Below are 24,814 nucleotides of genomic sequence, written 5' to 3'. Positions count from 1 at the left end.
CCGTTAGACTTCCCATCCTGACTTGGGGCGGTAGCTCAGCTGGGAGAGCGTCGCGTTCGCAATGCGAAGGTCGGGAGTTCGATCCTCCTCCGCTCCACCAAGTCCTAAAAAACCGACGATGCTTCGTCGGTTTTTTTTCGCCTGGACGATTCAGGCCGCTACGCCCGGCGGAAGCCCGCAGGCGCCGTTCGCGTTGGACGGGCGCGGACAGGGCATGGCTTTGGTTCAAGATCGACGATCAAGCCCCCATCGATCGACCCGCCTGCTGGTCGTCATCCGCTGTACCGCCCGTTCGGGTGCAAGTCCGAATTCGGCGAGGGCATCATGCTCGACATCCCGAGCGCTGGATGAGTGCTGGAAAGAGAAGACTGCGCAAATATCGTCTTGGTCCGTTCCGTCGCGCGTGGCTAGCGGAACATTCATTCGAACCGAAGCCGCTTCGCGGAACGCCCAGCCAAGGACTGAGCCGCTATGAATTTCCGCTCTCCCGTCGTTTCAAAACTTGCCGCCGCCCTGGTCGCCCTGCTTTCCTTCGGCCCGCTCGCCACCGGCCTGGGTTTGGCCCTCGACATGCTGCCCGACCAGTTTCCAGCCATTCGCAGCTTCCGTGCCGCTCCCCCGATCGGCCACGCGCTTTGGGTGGGCTCCGGCTTGATCGGGGTCCTTTCGGCGGTCCTACTCTTGCGCCGCCCTGTCCTGGCAGCCGTTTGTTGCGCCGTATTCGCCGCAATCTATGTCCCAGCGGCCGTTACCGTATGGCTGCAATTCACCTTCGGCTGCTGGCTGGCCATCGCCGCCGCGATACTGGCCGCGGCGGGCGCCTGGATCGCCGGCAAGGCCAGGCGATCCATCCAGACCGACGGGCATAGCGATGCAGCCGGCCAGGCCCGATTGCAAAGCGATGGAACGCCATGAGGCGAATGTCCGCGCGTGGCAGAATCTACCGCAATGCGTCCAGCGGCCTTCCTCGGCGATACGGCCAGGGAGATGCGTCGTTCGTGGCGACGGAATTTTTCGCGCTGGGCATAGGCGTGATCACAGACTTGCGGCGACTGATGTTCAAACACAGTCTGGCGCTGTTGCTCGCCGCGTCGATCCTGGTTTGCGGCTGTTCCGCCGAGCAGTCCGCGCCCGCGCCAGAGCGGCGACATCGGGCCGTGGTCGCGGACCACACGCTCGAGGCCTTCGGCGGCCGCCTCTCGGGAACCAATGCCGGGGAATGGATCGGCAAGCTCGTATTTCAGGACGCCGACGGCGACCTGGAGACGGTGCTGAACGAGAACGTCCATGGAATCGTCGAAAACCCGGAAGGCGTCTTCGTCTTTACCGGACTGGCCCACCTTTCGGCCAATGAGGGCTACGTCTATCGCCTTGCCCGTACCGGCGACGGCCCGGTTGCGGCAATACGCCTGGGCCGGCTGCCCGGCGCCCCCAGCCGGGTCCGCCAGGCTCAGCGAGGCGGCGCCATATCCTTCCTGGTGTATTCCGGCTACCGCAATGATCGCCAGCTGTTCGAGTGCTATCAGCTGGCGGGCAGTATCGTCAGCCGCGGTCACGACTGTTTGCCGCCCAAGCGGCCGGCGCCCGACAATTCGTTCCAGTAAAGCCGCCTTGACGCGATAGAACGCCATGAGACGAATATCGGCCCGCAAAAGGATCCATCAGCGCCCACTGACGGCAGCGTCGATACATGCCGTCCTATCCAAGATATTCCCGCGGCGGAACGATTACGGAAATGCGCCGTACGATGAGTTGGTGACGGAGCTTTCCGCTGTCGGCATAGGCAATGTCGGCGATTTCCGCCGTCTGATGCTCAAGCACAGGATCGCGCTGCTCCGTGCAGATCGGGACAGGCTGGCCCCATGGGAGCAACGTCATTACTGCGAGATGTTCGGCGAAGATTTCGTCAAGGACGCGGTGAGGCGACAGTACTGGTTCGCTTTTCCGGCCTTGGTACGGATCGCCATGGAGATGGAATTCGGGGTGGAGGCGGAAGAGGTCGAGCCGACCGCGCCGTGATGCGCCGTGATGACCGTGCCAGCCGGAGCCGTGCAGCGACGTGCCCGTTCGAGGAACTAAGGAGCGCCGCGTGACCATTTGGAAAAAGACCCTGCTCGGCGTGGCGACGGTTTGCCTGCTCGTCCTCGGCGCCGGCTATCTCACGGCGTGGCAAAGCCTGGACGCCTGCGTCGACGACACGTTTCAGGACCTGCAACGCAAAGGCATCCGCGGAAGGGACATGAGAGGCGCCCCCGTCGCGATGACGCGCGACATGGTGTCCGCAACAGTCGCAGGGCCGTTCCTGGTGGAGACTGACTACATGGTACCGCTCGACCTGCACGGGTCTTGGCATATAAAGCGCTATCTGGTCCTGCCCTGGGGACGGTACGAACGCTCGTCGGACGTCGTTCATCTGGTCTGCGCGCCGGATCGGCCCGGGGGCTCGAAAGAGAAACACCCCGCCCCGCCGATGCCGCTTCTCGGGTCGGCTTGATCCAGACATTCGGCCGCATGCCCAGACTCCTGCCGATACTGCTTCTGACCGCCCTGGCGGCGGCCTGCGCTCCGCCGCGCTGGGCCGAACCCAACTGCTACGGACTGCCCAACACCTGGGACCTGGACGAACAGGAGCTGGCCACCCGGTTGGGCGAACTGGACGATGAGGAACTGCTGGATCTGGTGGCCTGCAATATGGGCACTTCGCATCCGCCCAACATCGGATTTCCGCAACGCTACGTGACCGAGCGAACTCCCGCGATGGCGGCCCGCTTGCTCACGCGCATCGAGACCCGAGACGAAGGAATGCTGTCGATGGGCTACATCGGCCTTCTGGGCGTCATGGCCGAAAGGGATCCCGCCGTCCTGGCCGCCGCGCAACGCGAATCGGCCCTGGACAAATGCTTGGCGATGCATCCGCCCTACACCGACAGACGCGGCGAGGTACGCCATTACTGCACGATGTTCGACGGGCTCCGGCAAGCGCCCGCGCCTACGCCAACCGGCACGCCCCCCCAAGGACGAATGCCGTCGGTAATCCTGAAGCCCGGCTTGCTCCGGCTGTTGGCGGCAATGAGCGGGGACGCGCACGCGAACTAGACGAAGCCACGCCCCGCCATCCCGATGGCGGACACGCCGGACGGGGCCCCTCAGCTCAACTGCGGTCGACGATGCGGGCGATGCGGCCGTCGGCGAAGCCGAACTCGCTGGTGCCCTGCAGTTCCAGCACCGTGCCGGCCGGCGGGCCGCCGGGCAGGTCCAGCGCCAGCCGGCCGCGATAGCCGATGTCGGCTTCGGCGCGGGCGCTGTCCAGGCGCAGGTCGAGCACGCGCTGCTCGCGCTGCGCGAACAACTGGGCGCCCTGCTCGGCCAACACACGAAACGCTTCGATGCCGTCGGCCTCGGCGGTCAGCTGGCCGCCGCTCCAGTTCTCGAACCGCAGCTGCGGCGCCAGGGTCGCGAGCATCCCGTCGATGTCGAAGGCGTTGTAGGCGGCGATATAGCGTTCGATCAGGGCGCGGGCCTGGGCGGCGTCCATGGGATTGCATCCGGGAGGGAAACGAATGCCGTCGCAAGCAGCGAGCGCGGTCGCGATGCGGTCACGCTCCGATCTTGCAACGCGCCTGCGGCGCCGGCAAGCGGCTCAGTCGCGGATCTTGAAGCCCGGGTTCTCGTTGAGGCTGCCGTCGGGCTCGAGCACGGCATAGCGCTTGCCGTCGCGGTTGAACACCACCGGAATCGGGTCTTGAAACAGCGGCCGGCGCACGAAGCGCAGTTCCCAGCGAAAGAACTCCAATGTCGTCAGAGCGTCCAGTTGCGCCGGCGTCAATCCGGCGCGCAGCTCGGCGGCGTTGAGTTTCTTGTCGCTGTTGCGACGTTCGCGATCGACCATGACGCCCTCGGTATTCGCCCGCCTTCGCCTACGCGGGCGAAAATCCGGACCTGCATTGGCATCCATCCTACCTGCGGGTGCCGCGGGGTCCAAACGGCCGCGTCCAGTACCCCGCACAAATCACATTGCCGGCGCCGTGGCGGCGGGTCGTCGCTTCGTACCGATTCAAGGCAGATTGAGTTGCCAGGACACGCCGAAACAGTCGGCGACCCAAGCGAAGCGACGGCTGAAACCGTAGTCGTCCAGCGGCATCAACACCGAGCCGCCCTCGCTCAGTAGGGCGGCCAGGGCGTCGACTTCCTCCTCGCTGCGGCAATCCACGAACAGCGACATCGACGGCGTGAAGCCGAAAGCATGCTGCACGTAACTGTCGCTGCACATGACTTCGAGACCGGCGATACGGAAGCGCGCGACCATCACCGAGCCTTCGGGCCCAGGGCCCTCGGCGCCGTAGCGGTTCACTTCGAGCACGCGGCCATCGGTGAACAGCGAGACATAGCGGGTCATCGCCTCCTCGGCCCGGCCGGTGAACATCAGGAAGGGGCGCGCTTGGGTGGGCATGGATCGTCTCCTCGCGGCGGCAACGCGGCGGAGCATCGCCGCTTCCCGGATCGGCCGGACTTTAACGGATACCGCCGGCAGGCCGCGTGACGGCCCCGGGCGACGAAGCGCCCGAAGGCATTTGCGCGGCACTTGGACGAGAAAACCCGGGCCACGGCCGCAAGCGCCCGCGATGGCCGGGAGCGCGACACGGATTCCCTCGCCGCGGCGACTGCTGCATGCTCGGTCCTTCCCCTGCGCCGTCGCGGTTTGCGCTCATGGACATACGCATCGACGATCTCACCGGCTCGGAAATCCACGCCTTGCTGCAAGAGCACCTGCGCGACATGGCCGAGCTTTCGCCGCCGGAAAGCGTTCACGCCCTCGATCTGGACGGTCTGCGCCGGCCGGACATCCGCTTCTGGACGGTCTGGGAGAAAGGCCAGCTGCTCGGCTGCGGCGCCCTGCGCGAACTCGATTCGACCCACGGCGAGATCAAATCGATGCGCACCGCCGAGGCGCATCGGCGCAAGGGCGTGGCCACGCGCATGCTGGGCCATATCCTCGACGAAGCCAGCCGCCGCGGTTATCGCCGGCTGAGCCTGGAAACCGGTTCGATGGCCGGCTTCGCGCCGGCGCGGACCCTGTATGCGCAGTTCGGTTTCGTCGAGTGCGCACCGTTCGGCGATTACGTCGAGGACCCCAACAGCGTGTTCATGACGAGGTCGTTATGAACCGCGCGGCCGCCGCCTGGCCGCCGCCACGCACGCGGCCGATCCGCCACGCCACCGCGCCACGCTTGGCCCGTCCCGCAAGGGGCTAACGCGAGGCCACGCCCTCGCTCGCCGCCTCGCGCCAGCGCTCCAACTCCTCCGGCCCGCCGCGATCGAGGATGTAGCGCAGCCAGCCGCTGAAGTCTTGCGGCCGCTCGCGCAACGCCGCATCCAGGTCGGCCGCGCTGCGCCAGGCCCAGTCGCGCACCTCCAGCGGATTCGGCCGCGGCCGACCGTCGTAGCGGCCGACGAAAATATGGTCGTACTCGTGTTCGATCAGCCCCTGCGAGACTTCGATCCGATAGACGATGCGGGCGACGCTGCGCAACCGGCAGTCGAAGCCCATTTCCTCGCCCAGACGCCGATGCGCGGCGGCATCGGTGGCCTCGCCTTCGCGCGGATGGCCGCAACAGGTGTTGCTCCACAGTCCGCCAGAGTGGTATTTGCCGGATGCGCGCTGCTGCAGCATCAGGCGTCCGGTTTCGTCGAACACGAAAATCGAGAACGCACGGTGCAGCGCCCCCTCGCGGTGCACGCGCATTTTCTCCCCGACGCCGATGGCTCGGTCATCGCCATCGACCAGGATCAGTCGCTCTTCCATCGGCGGCCCCTCTTTCCCCGGACAGGACTATGCCAGCGCTGCCGCGCGCATCCGTGCGAGGCGTCACGGCCGCGCAAGCCGGCGCCGGCGCGATGCCCGCGGCGCGGCGCGCGTCTCGGCGCGGGTGCGGTGCTCGTCTCGTCCGATAAGTTATGCCGGGGTTATGCCGACGGCGTCGCCGGCCTCCGTCCCGCGACCGTCGCGATCGCCACGTCCGTGCGCACGGATGCAGAAACGGCGACGGCCCCGATCGCTCGGGGCCGTCGCAAAGCGCAAACGAAGCGGCTTCGATCAGGGATCGACGCGGGCCGGATCGCGCTGCTCGCTGACATACGCGTTCGGATCGAAGCCGGTGCTGCGGCTGTACTCGTCGGCGCGGGCCTTGATGTCGTTGAAGTTCTGGCCGCTGGCGTTGGCCTTCTTCTCGATCTGCGAGAAGTTCATCTGCTTCTCGTAGGCGTCGGCATACGAGGAGTTCTGCTTACTGTAAGCGTCGGCCTTGTCCTTGATGTCGTCGTAGTTGCCGGTGGTCGCCGCCTGGCCGACCGCCGCGGCGCCTAGGGCGGCGTCGCCGCCGGCCGGCATGCCGTTCGGGAAGGCCTGCTTGCACACGCGCGAGAACAGCTTGGCCGACCACGGCTTGAAGCACTTGCGGCTGAGCACGCGGTACTCGCCGGTGGCGATGTTCTTCGGCACCCAGCAGTCCTGCGGCACGCCGACCTTGCAGAACACGAACGGGTTGTTGCCGTAGTAGGGAATGAATTCATTCGCCGCGGCGGACGTCGTCGCGAGCATCAGCGCGACCGCCAGACCCAACTTCTTCATGAGACCTCTCCTTAGTGAACTGAAATTCCTAACGTGGCCCGACGGATGCGACGGCGCGTCCCGGGTCCACCGCGCAGGCAGTCCGCCGGTCTCCGGGATCGCTCCCGGCCTCCCCACGACGGCGGCCTGTACGGCCGGTGCTGCACGGCAAAGCCTAGCCGATGGTCTATGACCAGGCAATTTCCTGAATCGGCATGTGACCGGAGTCAAGTTTATGAATCCATCCCTGGAGTATTCGCTCCACCCGCGGGCCGAGGGGCCCGATCCCGCCCCCGGCGAATCGGAACCGAGCTCCTGAGCGCCGCCCGGCGGGTCGGACGGCGCCGCAGACATGAAAAAAGAAACGTGCCGCCCAGCCGGGCACGGCCAAGGAGCGACGGTCCGGCGGGCGCGCATGCGCCCGCAGCGCGATCCGGCGCCGATCTGCGAAAGGGGCCGGGACTGCGCGGACGGCATGCCGGAAACGAATCGGAAAAAGAAAAAGGCGAGCCGATGGCTCGCCTTGTCTTCAACGTCGAAGGTTTGGAACCGCTTCGTCGTCGTATATCGTTGGTGCCCAGGAGAGGACTCGAACCTCCACGGTTTTACCCGCTAGTACCTGAAACTAGTGCGTCTACCAATTCCGCCACCTGGGCCTTTCGCGTCGCCGTTCAGCGTTGCGAGGCGCGTATGTTGCTTTGCAGCGGACCGGCTGTCAACGACTTTGTCATAAATTTTTTCACCGGCCGGTTGTCGCCCGATCCGGCACAGGCCCGGCGCGCTGCGCGGCATCGCCCGTCCGTGCCGGCTTGAAGCGCCTCCGGCCGCGGGCTAAGGTCGCCGGACATCCCTGAACCGCGGGCGGCGCACGCAGTGCGTCGCCCGTTATCGCTTATGGAGTCCGCAATGAACGATCAGCAACTGCCCCACCCCTCCGGCCTGCCGCCGCCGCTGCTCCTGTCGCGGCTGGACTGCGACCGCCTGGAGGCCCTGCTCGACCAGGCCCCGCCCGGCCTGGACACCGGCGGCCTGCGCCGCGAGCTCGACCGCGCCGAGGTGGTCGAACCGGCCCAGGTGCCGGCCGACGTCATCACCATGAATTCCGTGATCCGCTTCGTCGACGAAGCCAGCGGCGAGGAACGCGAGGCCGCCCTGGTCTATCCGCGCGACGCCGACGGGCGCAGCGACCGTATTTCGATCCTGGCCCCGGTCGGCAGCGCCCTGCTCGGCCTGCGGGTCGGCGCGCGCATCGCCTGGCCCCTGCCGGGCGGACGCAGCGCGCAACTGCGCGTACTCGGCCTGCGCTACCAGCCCGAAGCAGCGGGCGACCTGCACCGCTGAGCGGCGCTTGCCGCCGCGCCCGCCTCAGGCGCGCAGCGCGGCCGGCTCGGCCAGGCTGAAGCCGACCGTGGTGACGCCATCGCCGCTGTCGGCGAACACCGCCCCGCCGTGCAGCACGGCGATCGCCTTGACGATCGACAAGCCGAGCCCGTGGTGGCGCTCGCCGCGGTGCTCGCGCGCCGCGTCGGCGCGGTAGAAGCGGTCGAACATCCGTCCCAGATGCTCCGCGGCCACGGTCTGGCCGCGGTTGCGCACGGCCACCCGGGCCTCGCCCGGGCTCCGGCCCGTCGCCAGCTCGACCACGATCTCGGAGCCCGGCGTACCGTGCTGGACCGCGTTGTGCAGCAGGTTGGTCATGGCCCGGCGGAACAGCGCCGAGTCGATCCAGGCATCGGCCGCGCCGTCGATGCGCAGGCGCATGCCGGCTTCCTCCAACAGGTACTCGAGGAACTCGCCGGTCTTGGCCACCTCCGCGGCCAAGGGCACGCAGGCACGGTCCAGGGCGATATCGCCCTGGTCGGCGCGCGACAGGAACAGCATGTCGTTGACGATGCCGCGCATGCGTTCGAGCTCTTCCAGGTTCGACTGCAGCACCTCTTCCAACTGCGCCGCCTCGCGCGGCCGCGACAGCGCCACCTGGGTCTGGCCCATCAGATTGGCCAGCGGCGTGCGCAGTTCGTGGGCGACGTCGGCATTGAAAGCATCCAGCCGGGTATAGGCCGCCTCCAGGCGGTCCAGCGCGCCGTTGAAGGCGCCGCCGAGATGGCCCAGCTCCGGCGGCAATTGTTCGGTGCGCAGGCGCTGCGACAGGTTGCTCGGGCTCAACGTGCGCGCCTGGCTCGACAGCCGCTGCAGCGGGCGCAGGCCGACCCGCGCGATCCAGTGCCCGAGCAGCGCTACCAGCGCGGTGCCGACCAAGGCGAGCGCGACGAAGGCCAGCGCGAACGTGCGCAACGCGGCCACGTAGGGCTGCGAATCGATGCCGATCCACAACCGCACCGGCGGCCGCTGGCCGTAGGCCGGCACGATCTGCTCCAAGGTCCGGTAAGGCGAGGTCATGCCGGGTCGATCGAGCGTGCCCATGCCGTAGTCGCGGGCGTTGCCGGTGCGCACCGGCAACGCGCGGTCGGCGCCGAGGCGGAAGTCTGCGCTTTCGCTCCAGGCCCAGAAACGGGTATTGCGCTCGCTGGTGGTCAGGTTCTCGATCTTGTCCTGGACCTTGCGCCAGCGTTCCGGCGAATCGCACATCGCCACGCTGTGCGCGACCGAGCGCAGCTTGGTGCTGAGTTCGGCGTGCTGGTAGCGCACGATCTGGTCGCGCAGCACCTGGTGCAGCACCACCCCGACCAGGGCGAACACCAGCAGCGCGGCCAGGGCGAACATCGCCGCCAAGCGCTGGGCGATCGACAGCCACGTCATGCCGGCGACCGCCCGGATGCCGAACCTTCGCGCTCGTCCTCGCGCACCTCCAGCACATAGCCCATGCCGCGCACGGTATGCAGCAGCTTGCTGCGGAACGGGCCGTCGATCTTGGTCCGCAGGCGCTTGATCGCGACTTCGACCACGTTGGTGTTGCTGTCGAAGTTGATGTCCCAGACCTGCGCGGCGATCACCGTCTTGGACAGGATCTGGCTGCGGCGCTGGGCGAGCAAAGCCAGCAGGGCGAATTCTTTGCCGGTCAGGTCCAGCCGCACGCCGTCGCGGAAGGCGCGGCGCGCGATCAGGTTGATCTGCAGGTCGCCGACGGCCAGTTCGGTCGGCTCCTGCTGGCGGCCGCGCCGCACCAGCGCCTGCAGGCGCGCCAGCAGTTCGATGAAGGAAAAGGGCTTGACCAGATAGTCGTCGGCGCCGGCGCCCAGGCCGTGCACGCGGTCGTCGATGCGATCGCGCGCGGTCAGCATGATCACCGGGGTCTGCTTGCGCGTGCGCAGTTCGCGCAGCACGGCGAAACCGTCCATGCCCGGCAGCATCACGTCGAGCACGATCACGTCGTAATCCAGCTCGCGCGCCAGGTGCAGGCCGGACATGCCGTCGCGGGCGACGTCGACGGCCCAGCCCTGCTCGGCCAGGCCGTCGCGCAGGTAGTCGGCGGTCTTGACCTCGTCTTCGACGATCAGCAGCTTCATCGCGGCAGGCGCTTCATCGCAAGGAGTTCCGGGGCCTCATCCTACCCTTCCGCTGCGGCCGCCGCCGCGGTGGCCGTCGGCCTCTGCGCCGCGGCGGCGCGGCGGCGCTGCAGGAACCAGCGGTCCAGGGCCAGATAGATCACCGGCGTGGTGTACAGGGTCAACAACTGGCTGACCAACAGGCCGCCGACCACCGCCACGCCGAGCGGCTGGCGCAGCTCCGAACCGGTGCCCAGGCCGAGCATCAGCGGCACCGCGCCGAGCAGCGCCGCCAAGGTGGTCATCATGATCGGCCGGAACCGGGTCAGGCAGGCCTCGTGGATCGCCGCGCGCGGCGACAGGCCGCGCTGACGCTGCGCGTCGAGGGCGAAGTCCACCAGTAGGATGCCGTTCTTCTTGACGATGCCGATCAGCAGCACGATGCCGATCAGGGCCATGATCGAGAAATCCAGCTTCCACACCCACAGCATCAGCACCGCGCCGACCCCGGCCGACGGCAGGGTCGAAAGAATCGTCAACGGATGGACGAAGCTTTCGTACAGCACGCCGAGAATGATGTAGACCGCCAGCAGGGCGGCCAGGATCAACAGCGGCTGGGTCGCCAGCGAATCGCGGAAGGCCTGGGCGCTGCCCTGGAAATTGCCGGAGATCGACGCCGGCAGGCCGATCTCGCGCGCGGCGTCCTCGACCCGCGCCACCGCGTCGCCCAGGGCCACGCCGGGGGCGAGATTGAACGAGAGATTGACCGCCGGCAGCATGCCGTTGTGGCTGATCGACACCGGGCCGTTCTCGGCCGGCTCGACCTTGGCCACCGCCGACAGCGGCACCATCTGTCCGCCGACCGGCGAGCGCAGGTGGAAGTACGCCAGGCTGTCGACTCGGCCGCGCAAGCGCGGATCGATCTCCAGGATCACCTTGTACTGGTTGGTTTCGGTCTGGAACTCGTTGATCTGGCGCTGGCCGAAGGCGTCGTACAGCGCCTGGTCGATATCGGCCGCAGTGAGGCCAAAACGCGCGGCGGCGGTGCGGTCGATGGTCAGGCGGGTCACCGCGGCGCCGATCTGTTGGTCGTTGGACACGTCGCGCAATTCCGGCAGCGTGCGCAGGCGCTCGGTCAGGCGGTCGGCCCAGACCGACAACTCGCGGCTGTCCTGGCCGCGCAACGCGTACTGGTACTGGGTCCGCGCCGGGCCGGTGCCGAGATTGATGTCCTGCGCCGAGCGCATGTAGATGGCGATGCCCGGCACCGCGGCGAACTTGGCCCTCATGCGATCGATGAACTCGTCGGCGGAGACGTCGCGGTCGCCGCGGTCCTTGAGGATGAACCAGAACCGGCCGTTGGACAGGCTCTGGCTGCCGGCGGTGGCGCCGACCGAATGCATATAGGTCTGGATCGCCGGGTCGCTCTCGGCGATCTTGGCCAGTTGCAGGTGCTTGGCGCGCATCTGCTCGAAGGAGATGTCCTGCGCGGCCTCGGTGGTGGCGAACACGAAGGCGGTGTCCTGCAACGGGAAGAAGCCCTTGGGAATCAGGCTGTAGGCCAGCACCGCGACCGCCAGGGTCGCGGCGAACGCGGCGAGCACGGCGCGCTGGCGGTCCAGCGCCCAGCGCAGGCTGCGGTCGTAGCCGGCGAGCAGGCGCTGCGACCATCCGGCGCGCGCGGCGTCGTGGTGCGGCGGGGCGCGCATGTAGCGCGCCGCCAGCATCGGCGCCAGGGTCAGCGAGGCGACGATCGAGATCAGGATCGCCACGGTAACCGTCATCGCGAACTCGGCGAACAAGCGCCCGACCACGCCGCCCATGAACAGCAGCGGGATGAAGGCGGCGATCAGCGACAGGCTGATCGAGACCACGGTGAAGCCGATCTCGCCGGCGCCCTTCAGCGCCGCCTCCAACGCGCCCAGCCCGGCCTCGCGATGGCGGTGGATGTTCTCGATCACCACGATGGCGTCGTCGACCACGAAGCCGACCGCGATCACCAGTGCGACCAAGGTCAGGTTGTTGAGGCTGTAGCCCAGGGCGTACATCGCCGCGAACGTCGCCACCAGCGCGACCAGCAGCACCGCGCCGACGATCATGGTCGCCGACAGTTGGCGCAGGAACAGGCCCATCACCAGCACCACCAACAACACGGTCACGCCCAGGGTCAGTTCGACCTCGTGCAGGGACGCGCGGATGGTGCGGGTGCGGTCGTTGAGCACCGCCACCTCGACGCTAGCCGGCAGGCCGGCCTGCAACCGCGGCAGCGCGGCCAGCACCGCGTCGGTGGTGGCGATGATATTGGCGTCGGGCTGACGATTGACCACCAGGGCCAGGCCGGGCTGGCCGTTGGGCCAGGCGTATACGTAATCGTTCTCGGCGCCGAAGCCGATCTTGGCCACGTCGCCCAGCCGCACCGGCGCGCCGTCGAGGTAGCTCACCACGAGCTTCTGGTAGTCCTCGGCGCGGAACAGCTGATCGTTCGCGGCCAAGGTCGACATGCGCCGCTCGCCGACCAGCGCGCCCTTGGCCTGGTTGACGCTGGCGCTGCGCGCGACCTCGCGCAGGTCGGCCAGAGTCAGCCCCATCGCCGCCAGCCGCTCGGGCGAGGCCTGGATGCGGATCGCCGGCCGCTGCTGGCCGGCGATGAAGACCTCCGACACGCCGTCGATCTGGGTCAGGTTGCGCGCCAGACGCGTTTCGACCAGGTCGCTGAGCTCGGTCAGCGACATCTGCGGCGCGACCACGCTGAGCACCAGGATCGGGCTGTCGGCCGGATTGACCTTGCGCCAGGTCGGCAGCGACGGCATGTCCGCGGGCAGGCGCCCGGCCGCGGCGTTGATCGCCGCCTGCACTTCCTGCGCGGCCGTGTCGATGCTCTTGTCGAGCGCGAACTGCAGCGTGATCGAAGTCGTGCCCAGCGCGCTGCTGGAGGTCATCTCGGTGATGCCGGGCACCGCGGTCAGCTCGGTCTCCAGCGGCGTGGCCACCGCCGAGGCCATGGTCTCCGGGCTGGCCCCGGGCAGACTGGCGCCGATGCGGATGGTCGGGAACTCGGCTTGCGGCAGCGGCGCCACCGGCAAACGCGGCTGGGCGAACACGCCCAGCAGCACCACCGCCGCGGTCAACAGCGTGGTCGCGACCGGATGGCGCACGAACCAGTCCGAAACCGAGGCACGCCGCACCAGCTGTTGGGTGGTGGAAGCGGCGTTGCCGTCGCCGGCCGGCGCGCTCATCGCAGCACCGGCGAGGAAGGCTTGGCCGCGACCACCGCGGTCCCGGGCTTGAGCCGCGACTGACCGTCGCGGACCACGGTATCGCCGGGACGCAGACCGCGCACCACCGCCAAGGCATCGTCCTGGTAGCCGATCTGCACCGGCACCGCCGCGACCTTGCCGTCGCTGCCCAGACGGTAGACGAAACTGCCTTCGACGCCGCGCTGCAGCGCTTCGGCGGCGACCACGGTCGCGCCGCGCTCTTCGCCGGTGCGCACCCGCACGCTGACCAGTTGCCCCGGCCACAGGCGATCGCCGGGATTGTCGAACACCGCGCGCAGGCGCACCGTCCCGGTGGCCTCGTCGACCCGATTGTCGATCACCCGCAGCTCGCCCTCGCCGAGCACCCGGCCGGCGTCGCGGTCCAGCGCCTGCACTGCGACCGTCCCGGCGGCCTGCGCCGCACGCAACGCCGGCAGTTGGTCCTGGGTCAGGGAGAACACCACCGAGATCGGATCGACCTGCTGCACGGTGACCAGGCCTTGCGCATCGCCGGTGCGCACGACATTGCCCGGATCGACCCGGCGCAGCCCGACCCGGCCGTCGATCGGGGACACGATGCGGGTGTAGGACAACTGCACCTGGGCCGCATCGACGGCCGCCTGATTGCCTTGCGCGGTGGCCTGCAACTGCTGCACCGAGGCCGATTGTTGATCGAGCATCTGCTTGGCGATCAGTTGCGCGCCGGACAACTGGCGGAACCGGCTCAGGTCGGACTTAGCCGCGCGCAGCAACGCCGCGTCGCGCTCGCGCTGGGCCTGCGCGCCGTCGAGGCCGGCGCGGATCGCGCGGTCGTCGATGCGCGCCAGCAACTGCCCGCGTTTGACCGTCTGGCCTTCGTGGAACAGCACCTGGGTCAACACGCCGTCGACCTGCGGCCGCAACACCGCGCTTTGCAGCGAGGTCACGGTGCCGATGGTTTCCTGCCAATGCGGCACGTCGCGGCGTTCGACGCTGGCGAAGGTCACTGGCACCGGCGAGGGCGGCTTGGGCGGCGGCGCGCCGCGGCTGCCGAAGCCGCCCCAGGCCAGCCCCGCCGCCAGCGCGGCGGCCAGGACGGAGACGGCGTAGGCGCGTTTGCGGGCGCGGGGCGACAGTGAACGATCGGCGGCAGGCGGCATGGGCGGCGTCCTTGGCAACGGGGAGGACGCGACGCCGCAAACCGCGACGCCGCGCAGGACCGCGGTGGGAGGCACGCGGAACCTGCGCCGACTCTAGGCCGCGGCCGCGGACGGCAGGCTGTCGCGCCGCTGACAAATCCGTCAGCTAAGCGGCGCTCGGCTCAATGCGGCTTGCGACGATGCAGGGCGACGACGCGGCCGATGCCGCGCCGCGGGTTCAGCGCTTGCCGCCGGCGGGCGGCACCGGCTTGATCTCGAACAGGTCCGGCCACCATTTGCCGGTCACGAACAAGCGGTCGCGCGCGGCGTCGTAGGCGATGCCGTTGAGCACGTCGGCGCCGCGGCCGCCGCTGCCGCCGCTGCCGTGGCGCGACAACAGGCCGCTGAGGTCGATCCAGCCGAGCACGCGCCCGCTCTTGGGGTCGATCCGGACGATGCGGTCGGTCTGCCACACATTGGCGTAGATCTCGCCCTTGACCCATTCCAGCTCGTTGAGCTGGTCGACCGGGCGGCCGCCCTCGCGCACCTCGATCCGGCCGCGCTCTTTCAGCGTCTTCGGATCGAGCAGGCGGATCTGGGCGCTGCCGTCGCTGAGGTAGATCGTGTCCTGCGAACGGGTCAGGCCCCAGCCCTCGCCGGGATAGCTGAAGGTGCCGGCGGTGGCGAAGCTGCCCATGTCGAGGATGTAGCCGGCGCGCGAAGTCCAGGTCAGCACCAGCAGCTGGCGGCCGCGCTCGGTCTGGCGATCGGTCAGGCCCTCGCCGAACACCGAGGCCGGTAGGCTGGCACGCTGCACCACCTCGCCGGTATCGAGCTTGACCTTGCGCACCGTCGAACGGCCGTTGAGACCGGTGCTTTCGTACAGGAAGCCGTCGCGGAAGATCAGGCCCTGGGTGAACGCGCCCGGGTCGTGCGGGTAGCGGGCGACGACTTTATAGGACCAGACCGGCGCGGCGCGCGACGGCGCCTGCGCCGCGGTCGCCGCGGCGATGCCGATGCCGGCCGCGGCCAGGCACAGGATCGACGTACGCAGGCGGCGGAAGCGACGCGGCATGGCGGTCTCAGGCTGAGCGATGGCGGGCGGGCAGGATACCGCGCCGGCCCGCCCGGCCGCAGCGCCAGCGGGCTCCGCGGCGCACCTCGCGGGGCGTCGCGGCCGCCACGACATCCCCGCCACCCCCTGCCCGGTTAGAATCCCCGGTCAGCCCTACCCAGCCACAGGTTCCATGACCGATTCCGTACGTCCGGTGTTCCACGGCTTCGAACAGATCCCCCTGCGCGAGTATGCCGAGCGCGCCTACCTCGACTACTCGATGTACGTGGTCCTGGACCGCGCCCTGCCCTTCCTCGGCGACGGCCTCAAGCCGGTGCAGCGCCGCATCATCTATTCGATGAGCGAACTCGGCCTCAACGCCGCGGCCAAGCCGAAGAAGTCCGCCCGCACCGTCGGCGACGTGATCGGCAAATACCACCCGCACGGCGACAGCGCCTGCTACGAGGCCATGGTCCTCATGGCGCAGCCGTTCTCGTACCGCTATCCGCTGGTCGAGGGCCAGGGCAACTTCGGCTCCAGCGACGATCCCAAGTCGTTCGCGGCGATGCGCTACACCGAGTCCAAGCTGACCCCGATCGCCGAGGTCCTGCTCGGCGAGCTCGGCCAGGGCACGGTCGACTGGGACCCGAACTTCGACGGCACCCTGGAAGAGCCGACCTGGATGCCGGCGCGCCTGCCGCATCTGCTGCTCAACGGCACCACCGGCATCGCGGTCGGCATGGCCACCGACGTGCCGCCGCACAACCTCAACGAAGTGGTCAGCGCCTGCGTGCGCCTGCTCGACGACCCGGACGCGACCACCCGCGACCTGTGCGAGCACGTGCTCGGCCCGGACTACCCGACCACGGCCGAGATCATCACCCCGCGTGCGGACCTGATCGCGATGTACGAAACCGGCCTGGGCAGCGTGCGCGCCCGCGCCATTTTCGAGAAGGACGGCGCCAACATCGTCGTCACCGCGCTGCCCTACCAGACCTCGCCGAGCAAGGTCATCGAGCAGATCGCGACCCAGATGCGGGCCAAGAAGTTGCCGTGGCTGGAAGACATCCGCGACGAGTCCGACCATGCCAACCCGACCCGGATCGTGTTGGTGCCGCGCTCCAACCGGGTCGACGTCGAACAGCTGATGGGCCATCTGTTCGCGACCACCGACCTGGAACGCAGCTACCGCATCAACTTCAACGTGATCGGGCTGGACGGCCGCCCGCAGGTCAAGGGCCTCAAGGCCTTCCTGACCGAGTGGCTGAGCTTCCGCAGCGACACCGTCACCCGCCGCCTCAACCACCGCCTGGACAAGGTCAACCGCCGCCTGCACCTGTTGGAAGGCTTGCTGGTCGCGTTCCTGAACCTGGACGAGGTGATCCGCATCATCCGCACCGAGGACGAGCCGCGTCCGGTGCTGATGAAGCGCTTCGGCCTGACCGAAGAGCAGACCGACTACATCCTCGAGACCCGCCTGCGCCAGTTGGCGCGCCTGGAGGAAATGAAGATCCGCGGCGAACAGGCCGAGTTGGAGAAGGAGCGCGAGCAACTGGTCGCCACCTTGGCCAGCAAGACCAAGCTGAAGAAGCTGATCAAGGACGAACTGCTCGCCGACGCCAAGAAGTTCGGCGACGCGCGCCGTTCGCCGCTGGTCGCGCGCAACGCCGCGCAGGCCCTGTCGGAGACCGAACTGGTCGCCAGCGAACCGATGACCGTGGTGGTCAGCGAGAAAGGCTGGGTGCGCGCGGCCAAGGGCCACGACATCGACGCCGCCACCCTGAGCTACCGCGAAGGCGACGGCCTGCTGGCCGCGGCCAAGGGCCGCAGCACCCAGCAGGTCGCGTTCCTGGATTCGACCGGCCGCGCCTACTCGACCCTGATCCACAGCCTGCCCTCCGCGCGAGGCAACGGCGAGCCGCTGACGGGGCGCTTCTCGCCCGCGGCCGGCGCGGCGTTCCAGGCCATCGCCGCCGGCGACAACGACCAGCGTTTCGTCCTTTCCAGCAGCCACGGCTACGGCTTCGTGACCCGCTTCGAGAACCTGACCGGCCGCAACAAGGCCGGCAAGGCGATGCTGTCGCTGACGCCGAACGCCAAGGTGCTGCAGCCGTCCCCGGTCGGCGACGTCGAACAGGACCGGGTGGTCGCGGTCACCAACGTCGGCCATTTGCTGGCCTTCCCGGTCTCGGAGCTGCCCGAACTCGACAAGGGCAAGGGCAACAAGATCATCGACATCCCCAAGGCCAAGCTCGGCACCGAGCGCGTGGTCGCGGTGGCGGTGGTCGCCCCGGGACAGACCCTGAGCATCAAGTCCGGCGCGCGCACCATGGGCCTGTCGTATAAGGAGCTGGACACCTACCTCGGCGCCCGCGCCACCCGCGGCGGCCTGTTGCCGCGCGGCTGGCAGAAGGTCGAAGGGCTGTCGGTGGAATAAACCGGCACGCCGCCTGCGTCCGCCGCAGAGCCCGAACGCCCCGCCTCGCGCGGGGCGTTCGTGTTTTCGCCGCCTGTGCGTCCGCCGACGGAACCTGCCGCCTTCCGGTTGGAGCGGCGTCCCACGGGATGGCCTCCGGTCACCGGCCGCGACCGCCGAAGCGATGCGATGCCCCGAACGTCTCCCAAGCGGGGATGGAGCCTGTCGCGGTCGAGTGCGGCCGGTCATCCGTGCTTCGCCAGGCACCGCTTGCGTACGCGGCTGCGGTGGTCGCGGCTCACGCCGCTCCTACAAAAACGCCGAACGGGTAGCACGCACCGATCGGCGAAGGGGAAGCGCATGCCTCGCAAGGCCGCGACAGACTCTGCCAGAATGCGTCATGCCGCCGCAGCGACGGGCGGCGCTATCCGTCGGCGCGATTCGCGCGCCGCACTTCAGGGGATGATTCGATGCGTCTTTCCAGGCTCGCCCTCGCGGCGGCTCTTCCTGCGTTGCTGTTCGGTTCGGCCTGCTTCGCCGCTCCGCCCGCCCCCGCCGAAACCGCGCCGACCGGTCCGGCCAAGCTGGTCGTCTATCTGTTCGAAGTGTTTCACGGCAAGCATGCGCTGAACCAGCAGATCGTGGCGCAAACCGCCAGCGATCCCAAGCTTCGCGCGGTCGCGGAAGCCGCGGTCGCCGGCTTCGACACCGGCGCCTTGGCCGCCAAGCTCGAACCGCTGTTGTCGCAGGCGCTGCCGGCGCAACAGTTCGAACCCTGCCTGAGGTTCATCGAGTCCGAAGACGGCGCGGCGGCGATGGCGGCCAGCCGCAAGGCCGCCTCGTCGAACGATCTCCTGGCGCAGTTGCAGGCGCTGCCGCCGCAACGACAGCAAGCATTGGAGCGTTTCGTCGGCACCGAGTGTTACGCCAAGACCCTGGCCGTCATCTCCTCCGAACCCGGGCGGCGCATCTCCGGCGAGTACGGCAAAGCACTGGTGTGCCGGCATGTCGCCGATACCCACCCTGAGCTGCTGGACAAGCTCAAGCAGCACGGCGAATGCCTGACGCCGTAAGCAACGCGCCAGCGTTGAAACGCCGTCGATGGGCCCAGGGGCGAGGGACGCTTGCACACGCCGCTGCGGCAGGCGCGGCTTATGAGCGGAGGAATCTCACGCGCCTGCGCGCCCGCGAGCGGCCGGCCCGGCCATGAAACCAACTGTGTACACTACCGGTACACACCATGGAGCGGGCCTGCATGCCCTGGCTCAAGTTCGCCGCGACCCTCGCCGTCGCGGCCCTGCTGACCCAACCCTGGTGAGCGCCGCAATGGGGCGCCGGCCTCCTCGGCGAGGTGCGGGCCCTGGAGCCGGCCGGCGCCATCGCCGCGATGCTGGCGTTCTTCGCCCTGGTCGCCTGCTACTGCCGCCACCTGCAGGCCGTGCTGCAGGCGATCCCGGCATCGGCGCGACGCGCGCCGCCGGGCTCGGTGTGGTGGATGTTCGCGATCCCCTACAACTTCGTGGAAGACTTCTTCATCGTCGCGGCGATCGCCGGCTCGCTGCGCGCCGACGGCCGCATCGCGACGGCGCAGCAGCGGCGCTGGCAGCGGCTGGGCCTGGGCTGGTGCGCACCGCAAATCGCCTCGCTGTGGCCCGGCGCGGCCGGCGTGCTCGCCGGCGCCGCGGCGCTGGCGCTGTGGGCCGCGCATTGGCGCGCGACCCTGCACATCCTGCGAGGCCTGCGCGACACAGCGCCGTCGACGCCGACAGCCGCCGCGGACGTCGCCACTCCCGCCCGCTGACCGCTGCGCCATGCCCTTGCCCCGCTTCGAACGCCTGCCCGCCGCGGCCCGAGCCGCCTTCCTCGACACCGCGCGCGCGCATTTCGCCCGCGACGGCCGCGACGGCGCTTCGCTCAACCGGATCATCGACGACTCGGGCATCTCCAAGTCCTCGGCCTACCACTACTTCGACGGCAAGGGCGACTTGTTCGAAACCGTCGCCGCCGATTCGCTGCAACGCGCCGCGCAGACCCTGGGCGAATGGTCGCCGGCGGCCGACGCCGATGGTTTGTGGCGGCAGTTCCATGCCGCTAACGAGCGTCTCGGCGCGTTTCTCGCCGCCCATCCCGATCATCGCGCTCTGCTCGAACAGACGCCCGGCGACGCGCCCTCGTCCTGGTTCGCCGCCTTCTTCGCCGACGCCGCCCGGCTGGGCCTGATCGACGGCACGCCGGACCGCCGCCTGATCGAAACCGCTTCGCTGGCGGTGCTGCGCGCGGCCGATCGCTGGGCCCTGGCGCAGCCGGTCGAACGCTTCGACCCGGTCGCCGCCGGCGCGGCCGCGCAGGCCCTGCTGCAGCGCCTGTGGCGCAGCGCCTGAAGCCGGCCGGGCCGGCCATCCGGCCGCGCCGTGGCCGCCGCCCCGCGCCGCCGGGTACAATCGGCGGATGGCCGCGGCCGCGCGTATGCGCCCCGCGCATCGGCGGGAACGCAGCCATGCATCGCCGGCCCCGTAGCTCAGCTGGATAGAGCATCCCCCTCCTAAGGGGAAGGTCACACGTTCGAATCGTGTCGGGGTCGCCAAACCAGAGGCCGCCGCAGCGCGCGCCACGCCCCTGCGCCGGCTCGCGCACGCACCGGGTCGCGAAGCGGATCGATTGCCCCACCATCCGATGCCTTCTTGTCTCGCCCCGGCTCGGGTCAGGCAATCGCTCGCTTTTTTGCGACCGCCCGCCCGGTAGCTTAATGCGGCGTAAATGTGTCATTGCAAAATGTGACAGAAATCTCTATTTATGCCGCGCAAGCGGCAACACTTGCGTCCATACGCCGGGGCGAAAGACCGCTGTACTGAACATCAAGCGGTTCCGGGGGGATTTCCATGTGCAGCTTGTTCTGTGGCCGGACCGGGTCGGGCGCGATCGCGCTTCTACTGCACGTGCTTCGGCTCGATCTGCGGTTCCGACAGTTTTGGGCCGGTCTGCTGACGGCCGGTTCGATCCTGGCATTCGCGCCGAGCGCCGGAGCCCAGACCAGTTGGGTGACTCTCTCCGGCGGCAATCCCGGAATCTTGAACAGCGGTCAGACCGCTACCCGAAACTGGCTGTGGGCCCCGGGCGGCAGCTCCATTTCCGGAACGGTAGACATGACCCGCACCGGCGCCGGACAGGTGTACGGGTTCACCGAAAATCACCAAAGCACCATCATCGCCAGCGGTTTCGGCGCCCCGGCCTACTCCGACCCTTACGCCAACTCCGTCGGCGGCGTCACCGGAATATTCCATTTCGGATTCGACGGCGAGTTTCCGCGCGCACCGGACGACGCACCCGCCGGCGCTTTCTCGACGACCGTCATCGATTTCAAATTCAACGGCGTCGTCAGCTCGCCCGACAACACGATCATCTCGCTGTTCGATCCGGGTTCGGGCGACGTCGGCGTAACCGGACCGTTCACGTACAACTTCGACGCCTACTACCAAGGCGCCGCGATCGATACCAGTACCTGGACGGTGACGGTGGTCGACCCGTATCCGCCCACCGGCACCCCCACGAACTACACCTGGAACGCGACCACCGCCACTTACACGCTGTCTTCCTTCCCATCGGCGACGGGCGGCAACTTCCCGGACACGCTGGTGTTCATCAACACCAACAACACCACGTTCGACCGACTGGTGCTGACCGCCGTCGGCTTGGCCACCGATACCTTGGGCGTGGGCTTCGGCTCGGCCAACGTGCCCAACCTGCCGGTCACCCTGAGAAAAACCTGGGTCAACGGCAAGAGCGGCGACACGGTCAACCTGACCCTCGCCGGCGCAGGCGCGGAAAACCCGACGCCCGGCACGTCGACTCCGCCGTCGACCACCACCGCGGCCACGGCCAACGGCCTGCCCGGCCAGACCGTCACGCTCAGCGAGACCTTCGCCACCGGCAGCGCCGCCAACTACGCCATCGCCTGGGAGTGCCGGCGCGTCTCCAACAACAGCCTCGTCGCCAGCGGTACCGGCGCCAACGGCAGTTTCAGCATGCCGGCCGATTCGGGCGTGGTCTGTACCTTCACCAATACCCGCATCGCCCAGCAGATCAACTTGGCCAAGACCTGGCAGAACGCCACGGTCAACCACGCGATTTCGGTGACCACGACCGGCGGCACCAACAATCCGACCCTGGCCGCGACGGCGAACACCAGCAACGAGACCGATGTCGGCGCGGCCGTGACCGTCTATGCCGGCGATGTCCTGACCCTGCCCGCGGAAACTTTCTCCAACGGCAGTCAAGCGAATTACCTCACCGCCGTCGCCTGCGCCGGCGGTTCGACGCTGGCATCCGGCTCGACCGGGCGGCAACTGACGATTTCGAACGGCACTGCCGCCACGACCTGCACGTACACCAACACCAGGCAGCCCGTCGTGCGTCTGCAGAAGTCCCTGCCACTCGGACGCTTCGTCGCCACCGACCAGTTCGCGCTGAGCGTCGTCGGTCCCGGCGCACCGGCCCCGGTGACCACCACCGGCAGCGGCAGCACGGCCAACGGTTCGGTGACGGTGGAGCCCGCCACCATCGCAGCCGCGTATACGCTGTCCGAAACCGCGGCCGCGGGCGCCAACCTCGGCAATTACACGGTCAGCTGGAACTGCAGCAACGCTTTCGCCGGCGGCCAGACGCCCAGCGGCAACGGCGCCAGTTTCAGCATCACCCCGGCGGCCGGCGACGACCTGACTTGCACCCTGGTCAATACCCGTCTTCCGCTGGCCGATCTGAGCATCACCAAGACCAACACCCCCGGCGTGAACGGCGATATCGATCAAGCCAACGACACCCTGGCGCGCGGGGCGACGACCACCTACACGATCGTGGTCGCCAACGGCGGTCCGGACGCAGTGACAGGCGCGGTGCTGCGCGACCCGGCCGCCGGCCGCACCGGCTTGAGCTGCCCGGGGCCGGCCCTCTGCTCGGGAGTGGGATGTCCCGCGGCGAACCTGCCCTTGGCGCAGTTGGATACCGGCGTGACCCTGGCGACGCTGACGGCCGCGCCTCCCGACAATCGCGTGACCGTGACCCTGACCTGCACCGTCCAGTGACGTCCCCGTCCGCGGCGCCGCGATCGCAGGTCGCACCGCCCGCGGCGAAACCGCGCCGGTAAGCACTGCGACGGCCCAACGGCTACAATTCCGCGGATGGCCCCGGCAGCGGTCGGGCAGCGCCTCCGTTCGCGTGGAATCTCCAGGCAGCGGATTGCAGTGCGTTCGAAACGCATCGGGGCCGCGCATTCCGGCGCCGCGCCCAGCGCGTCGCCCCGCCCTCGCGGGCGCCCTTCCCGTTTCGCCGCGCCCCCGGCGCGGCACCATATGGAGCTTCCGGTATGACCCACCCCGTTCTCGCCGCCCTGGGACTCAAAGACAACGAGTCCGGCACCTACCTCGGCCATGGCGAGTGGGCCACGACCGCCGACGCCGGCGTGCTCGAGCCGATCAACCCGACCGACGGCGAAGTGCTGGCGCGCGTGCAGGCCTCCTCGCAGCGCGACTACGACACCATCGTCGAGCGCGCCCAGGCCGCGTTCAAGGTCTGGCGCACCACTCCGGCGCCGCGCCGCGGCGAAGCCATCCGCCTGTGCGCCGACGCTTTGCGCAAGCACAAGGACGCGCTGGGTTCGCTGGTCGCGCTGGAAATGGGCAAGTCCAAGCCGGAAGGCGACGGCGAAGTGCAGGAGATGATCGACATCGGCGACTTCGCGGTCGGCCTGTCGCGCCAGTTGTACGGCCTGACCATGCACTCCGAGCGCCCGGGCCACCGCATGTACGAGCAGTGGCACCCGCTGGGACTGGTCGGCATCATCTCGGCGTTCAACTTCCCGGTCGCGGTGTGGGCCTGGAACTCGTTCATCGCCGCCATCTGCGGCGACATCTCGATCTGGAAGCCCTCGCCCAAGACCCCGCTGTCGGCGGTCGCCTCGATGAAGATCTGCAACGACGCCCTGCGCGCCGGCGGCTTCCCCGACCTGTTCTTCCTGTTCAACGACGCCGGCACCGAGCTGGCCTCGAACTTCGTCGACGACAAGCGCATCGCGCTGGTCAGCTTCACCGGCTCGACCAAGGTCGGCCGCCACGTCGGCGAGCGCGTCGCCCGCCGCATGGGCCGTTCGCTGCTCGAACTGGGCGGCAACAACGCGATCATCGTCGATGCCACCGCCGATCTGAAGCTGGCGATCCCGGCGATCGTGTTCGGCGCGGTCGGCACCGCCGGCCAGCGCTGCACCACCACCCGCCGCCTGTTCGTGCACGAGTCGATCTACGACGAGGTGCTGGCCAAGCTGGTCACCGCCTACAAGCAGGTCGAGAAGAAGATCGGCGACCCGACCGACCCGGCCAACCTGATGGGTCCGCTCAACAGCCAGGACGGCGTGCAGGCCTACCTCGACGCCATCGCCAAGGCCAAGGCCGCCGGCGGCAAGGTCGAGACCGGCGGCGAGCGCATCGATCGCAAGGGCAACTTCGTCCTGCCGGCGATCGTGACCGGCCTGAGCAACGACGCCGAGGTGGTGCAGACCGAAACCTTCGCGCCGATCCTGTACGTGATGAAGTTCAAGCAGCTCGACGAAGCCGTCGACCTGCAGAACGACGTGCCGCAGGGCCTGTCCTCGTCGATCTTCACCGCCAATCTCAAGGCCGCCGAGGCCTTCCTGTCGGCCGCCGGCTCGGACTGCGGCATCGCCAACGTCAACATCGGCACCTCCGGCGCCGAAATCGGCGGCGCCTTCGGCGGCGAGAAGGAAACCGGCGGCGGCCGCGAGTCGGGCTCCGACGCCTGGCGCGCCTACATGCGTCGCCAGACCAACACGATCAATTACTCCGACGCGCTGCCGCTGGCGCAGGGCATCAAGTTCGATCTGTAAACCGGACGCCGGCTGCGGCCGGCT

General features: G+C 68.6%; 23 protein-coding genes and 3 tRNA genes. 15 read left to right on the top strand and 11 right to left on the bottom strand.

What is annotated here, in order from left to right; genetic code table 11:
• The first annotated feature begins 24 nt into the window (after positions 1–24).
• The 6 genes from V2J18_RS08495 (at position 25) to V2J18_RS08470 (ending at position 3,096) form a co-directional block, all read left to right on the top strand.
• Positions 25–100 (top strand) — tRNA-Ala (locus V2J18_RS08495).
• Positions 101–471: 371 nt separating this feature from the next.
• Positions 472–915 (top strand): hypothetical protein, encoded by a 444-nt coding sequence (locus tag V2J18_RS08490; protein ID WP_336131544.1) that lies wholly within the window; start codon positions 472–474, stop codon positions 913–915.
• Positions 912–1,604: a hypothetical protein gene (locus V2J18_RS08485; RefSeq protein WP_336131543.1), complete on the top strand. Its 693-nt coding sequence runs from the start codon at positions 912–914 to the stop codon at positions 1,602–1,604. Before V2J18_RS08490 ends, V2J18_RS08485 begins: the two co-directional genes overlap by 4 nt.
• Positions 1,605–1,755: 151 nt before the next feature.
• On the top strand, positions 1,756–2,019 hold the full coding sequence (locus tag V2J18_RS08480; RefSeq protein WP_141233358.1) for a hypothetical protein: 264 nt from the start codon (positions 1,756–1,758) through the stop codon (positions 2,017–2,019).
• Positions 2,020–2,089: 70 nt separating this feature from the next.
• Positions 2,090–2,494 carry a hypothetical protein gene (locus tag V2J18_RS08475; protein WP_336131542.1) on the top strand — a complete coding sequence of 135 codons (405 nt, stop codon included), beginning with the start codon at positions 2,090–2,092 and terminating at the stop codon, positions 2,492–2,494.
• Between the two features lie 17 nt (positions 2,495–2,511).
• Positions 2,512–3,096: a hypothetical protein gene (locus tag V2J18_RS08470; protein ID WP_336131541.1), complete on the top strand. Its 585-nt coding sequence runs from the start codon at positions 2,512–2,514 to the stop codon at positions 3,094–3,096.
• Positions 3,097–3,151: 55 nt separating this feature from the next.
• Here the strand turns inward: V2J18_RS08470 and V2J18_RS08465 are convergent, their stop codons facing one another.
• The 3 genes from V2J18_RS08465 to V2J18_RS08455 form a co-directional block, all read right to left on the bottom strand.
• On the bottom strand, positions 3,152–3,535 hold the full coding sequence (locus tag V2J18_RS08465; RefSeq protein ID WP_064746836.1) for a nuclear transport factor 2 family protein: 384 nt from the start codon (positions 3,533–3,535) through the stop codon (positions 3,152–3,154).
• 105 nt (positions 3,536–3,640) lie between these two features.
• The gene (locus tag V2J18_RS08460) at positions 3,641–3,889 is read right to left on the bottom strand and encodes a hypothetical protein (protein WP_064746834.1); all 249 of its coding nucleotides are present in this window, start codon (positions 3,887–3,889) and stop codon (positions 3,641–3,643) included.
• Positions 3,890–4,054: 165 nt separating this feature from the next.
• Positions 4,055–4,450 carry a VOC family protein gene (locus tag V2J18_RS08455; protein WP_336131540.1) on the bottom strand — a complete coding sequence of 132 codons (396 nt, stop codon included), beginning with the start codon at positions 4,448–4,450 and terminating at the stop codon, positions 4,055–4,057.
• Between the two features lie 257 nt (positions 4,451–4,707).
• Here V2J18_RS08455 and V2J18_RS08450 point away from each other — a divergent pair, with 257 nt between their 5' ends.
• Entirely contained in the window at positions 4,708–5,163 is a 456-nt protein-coding gene (locus tag V2J18_RS08450; RefSeq protein WP_336131539.1) for a GNAT family N-acetyltransferase, read from the top strand.
• An 85-nt stretch (positions 5,164–5,248) separates the two neighbouring features.
• Here the strand turns inward: V2J18_RS08450 and idi are convergent, their stop codons facing one another.
• The 3 genes from idi to V2J18_RS08435 form a co-directional block, all read right to left on the bottom strand.
• Positions 5,249–5,803, bottom strand: a complete 555-nt coding sequence (gene idi / locus V2J18_RS08445) for an isopentenyl-diphosphate Delta-isomerase (protein ID WP_064746829.1) — start codon at positions 5,801–5,803, stop codon at positions 5,249–5,251.
• 291 nt (positions 5,804–6,094) lie between these two features.
• Positions 6,095–6,628: a hypothetical protein gene (locus V2J18_RS08440; RefSeq protein ID WP_064746827.1), complete on the bottom strand. Its 534-nt coding sequence runs from the start codon at positions 6,626–6,628 to the stop codon at positions 6,095–6,097.
• Between the two features lie 550 nt (positions 6,629–7,178).
• Positions 7,179–7,263 (bottom strand) — tRNA-Leu (locus tag V2J18_RS08435).
• Positions 7,264–7,513: 250 nt separating this feature from the next.
• Here V2J18_RS08435 and rnk point away from each other — a divergent pair.
• Positions 7,514–7,948 (top strand): nucleoside diphosphate kinase regulator, encoded by a 435-nt coding sequence (gene rnk / locus V2J18_RS08430; RefSeq protein ID WP_064746826.1) that lies wholly within the window; start codon positions 7,514–7,516, stop codon positions 7,946–7,948.
• A gap of 24 nt (positions 7,949–7,972) precedes the next feature.
• On the opposite strand, the gene V2J18_RS08425 is transcribed toward rnk, so the two are convergent.
• The 5 genes from V2J18_RS08425 to V2J18_RS08405 form a co-directional block, all read right to left on the bottom strand.
• Positions 7,973–9,367 carry a heavy metal sensor histidine kinase gene (locus V2J18_RS08425; RefSeq protein WP_336131538.1) on the bottom strand — a complete coding sequence of 465 codons (1,395 nt, stop codon included), beginning with the start codon at positions 9,365–9,367 and terminating at the stop codon, positions 7,973–7,975.
• Positions 9,364–10,074, bottom strand: a complete 711-nt coding sequence (locus tag V2J18_RS08420) for a heavy metal response regulator transcription factor (RefSeq protein ID WP_336131537.1) — start codon at positions 10,072–10,074, stop codon at positions 9,364–9,366. The genes V2J18_RS08425 and V2J18_RS08420 overlap by 4 nt, the downstream gene beginning before the upstream one ends.
• A 41-nt stretch (positions 10,075–10,115) precedes the next feature.
• Positions 10,116–13,289, bottom strand: a complete 3,174-nt coding sequence (locus V2J18_RS08415; RefSeq protein WP_075575009.1) for a multidrug efflux RND transporter permease subunit — start codon at positions 13,287–13,289, stop codon at positions 10,116–10,118.
• Positions 13,286–14,449 carry an efflux RND transporter periplasmic adaptor subunit gene (locus V2J18_RS08410; RefSeq protein ID WP_336131536.1) on the bottom strand — a complete coding sequence of 388 codons (1,164 nt, stop codon included), beginning with the start codon at positions 14,447–14,449 and terminating at the stop codon, positions 13,286–13,288. Before V2J18_RS08410 ends, V2J18_RS08415 begins: the two co-directional genes overlap by 4 nt.
• Before the next feature lie 217 nt (positions 14,450–14,666).
• Positions 14,667–15,503, bottom strand: a complete 837-nt coding sequence (locus V2J18_RS08405) for a glutaminyl-peptide cyclotransferase (RefSeq protein WP_336131535.1) — start codon at positions 15,501–15,503, stop codon at positions 14,667–14,669.
• Positions 15,504–15,675: 172 nt separating this feature from the next.
• Between V2J18_RS08405 and parC the strand changes: the two genes are divergently transcribed.
• The 7 genes from parC (at position 15,676) to amaB (ending at position 24,790) form a co-directional block, all read left to right on the top strand.
• A complete protein-coding gene (parC, locus tag V2J18_RS08400; RefSeq protein ID WP_064746821.1) occupies positions 15,676–17,919 on the top strand; it encodes a DNA topoisomerase IV subunit A in 2,244 nt (747 codons plus the stop codon).
• Between the two features lie 449 nt (positions 17,920–18,368).
• Entirely contained in the window at positions 18,369–18,971 is a 603-nt protein-coding gene (locus V2J18_RS08395) for a hypothetical protein (RefSeq protein ID WP_141233357.1), read from the top strand.
• Between the two features lie 278 nt (positions 18,972–19,249).
• Positions 19,250–19,699 carry a hypothetical protein gene (locus tag V2J18_RS08390; protein ID WP_222423718.1) on the top strand — a complete coding sequence of 150 codons (450 nt, stop codon included), beginning with the start codon at positions 19,250–19,252 and terminating at the stop codon, positions 19,697–19,699.
• Between the two features lie 10 nt (positions 19,700–19,709).
• On the top strand, positions 19,710–20,279 hold the full coding sequence (locus V2J18_RS08385) for a TetR/AcrR family transcriptional regulator (RefSeq protein WP_064746819.1): 570 nt from the start codon (positions 19,710–19,712) through the stop codon (positions 20,277–20,279).
• A gap of 126 nt (positions 20,280–20,405) precedes the next feature.
• Positions 20,406–20,482: transfer RNA gene (locus V2J18_RS08380), tRNA-Arg, on the top strand.
• A 559-nt stretch (positions 20,483–21,041) separates the two neighbouring features.
• Positions 21,042–22,976, top strand: a complete 1,935-nt coding sequence (locus V2J18_RS08375; RefSeq protein ID WP_336131534.1) for a prealbumin-like fold domain-containing protein — start codon at positions 21,042–21,044, stop codon at positions 22,974–22,976.
• A 281-nt stretch (positions 22,977–23,257) separates the two neighbouring features.
• On the top strand, positions 23,258–24,790 hold the full coding sequence (gene amaB / locus V2J18_RS08370) for an L-piperidine-6-carboxylate dehydrogenase (RefSeq protein ID WP_064748687.1): 1,533 nt from the start codon (positions 23,258–23,260) through the stop codon (positions 24,788–24,790).
• Positions 24,791–24,814: the final 24 nt, after the last annotated feature.

This window comes from Lysobacter firmicutimachus (assembly GCF_037027445.1).
GTDB lineage: Bacteria > Pseudomonadota > Gammaproteobacteria > Xanthomonadales > Xanthomonadaceae > Lysobacter > Lysobacter firmicutimachus.
The sequence above is the reverse complement of the archived record's forward strand: the minus strand, read 5'-3'. Positions and strand labels throughout refer to the sequence as shown.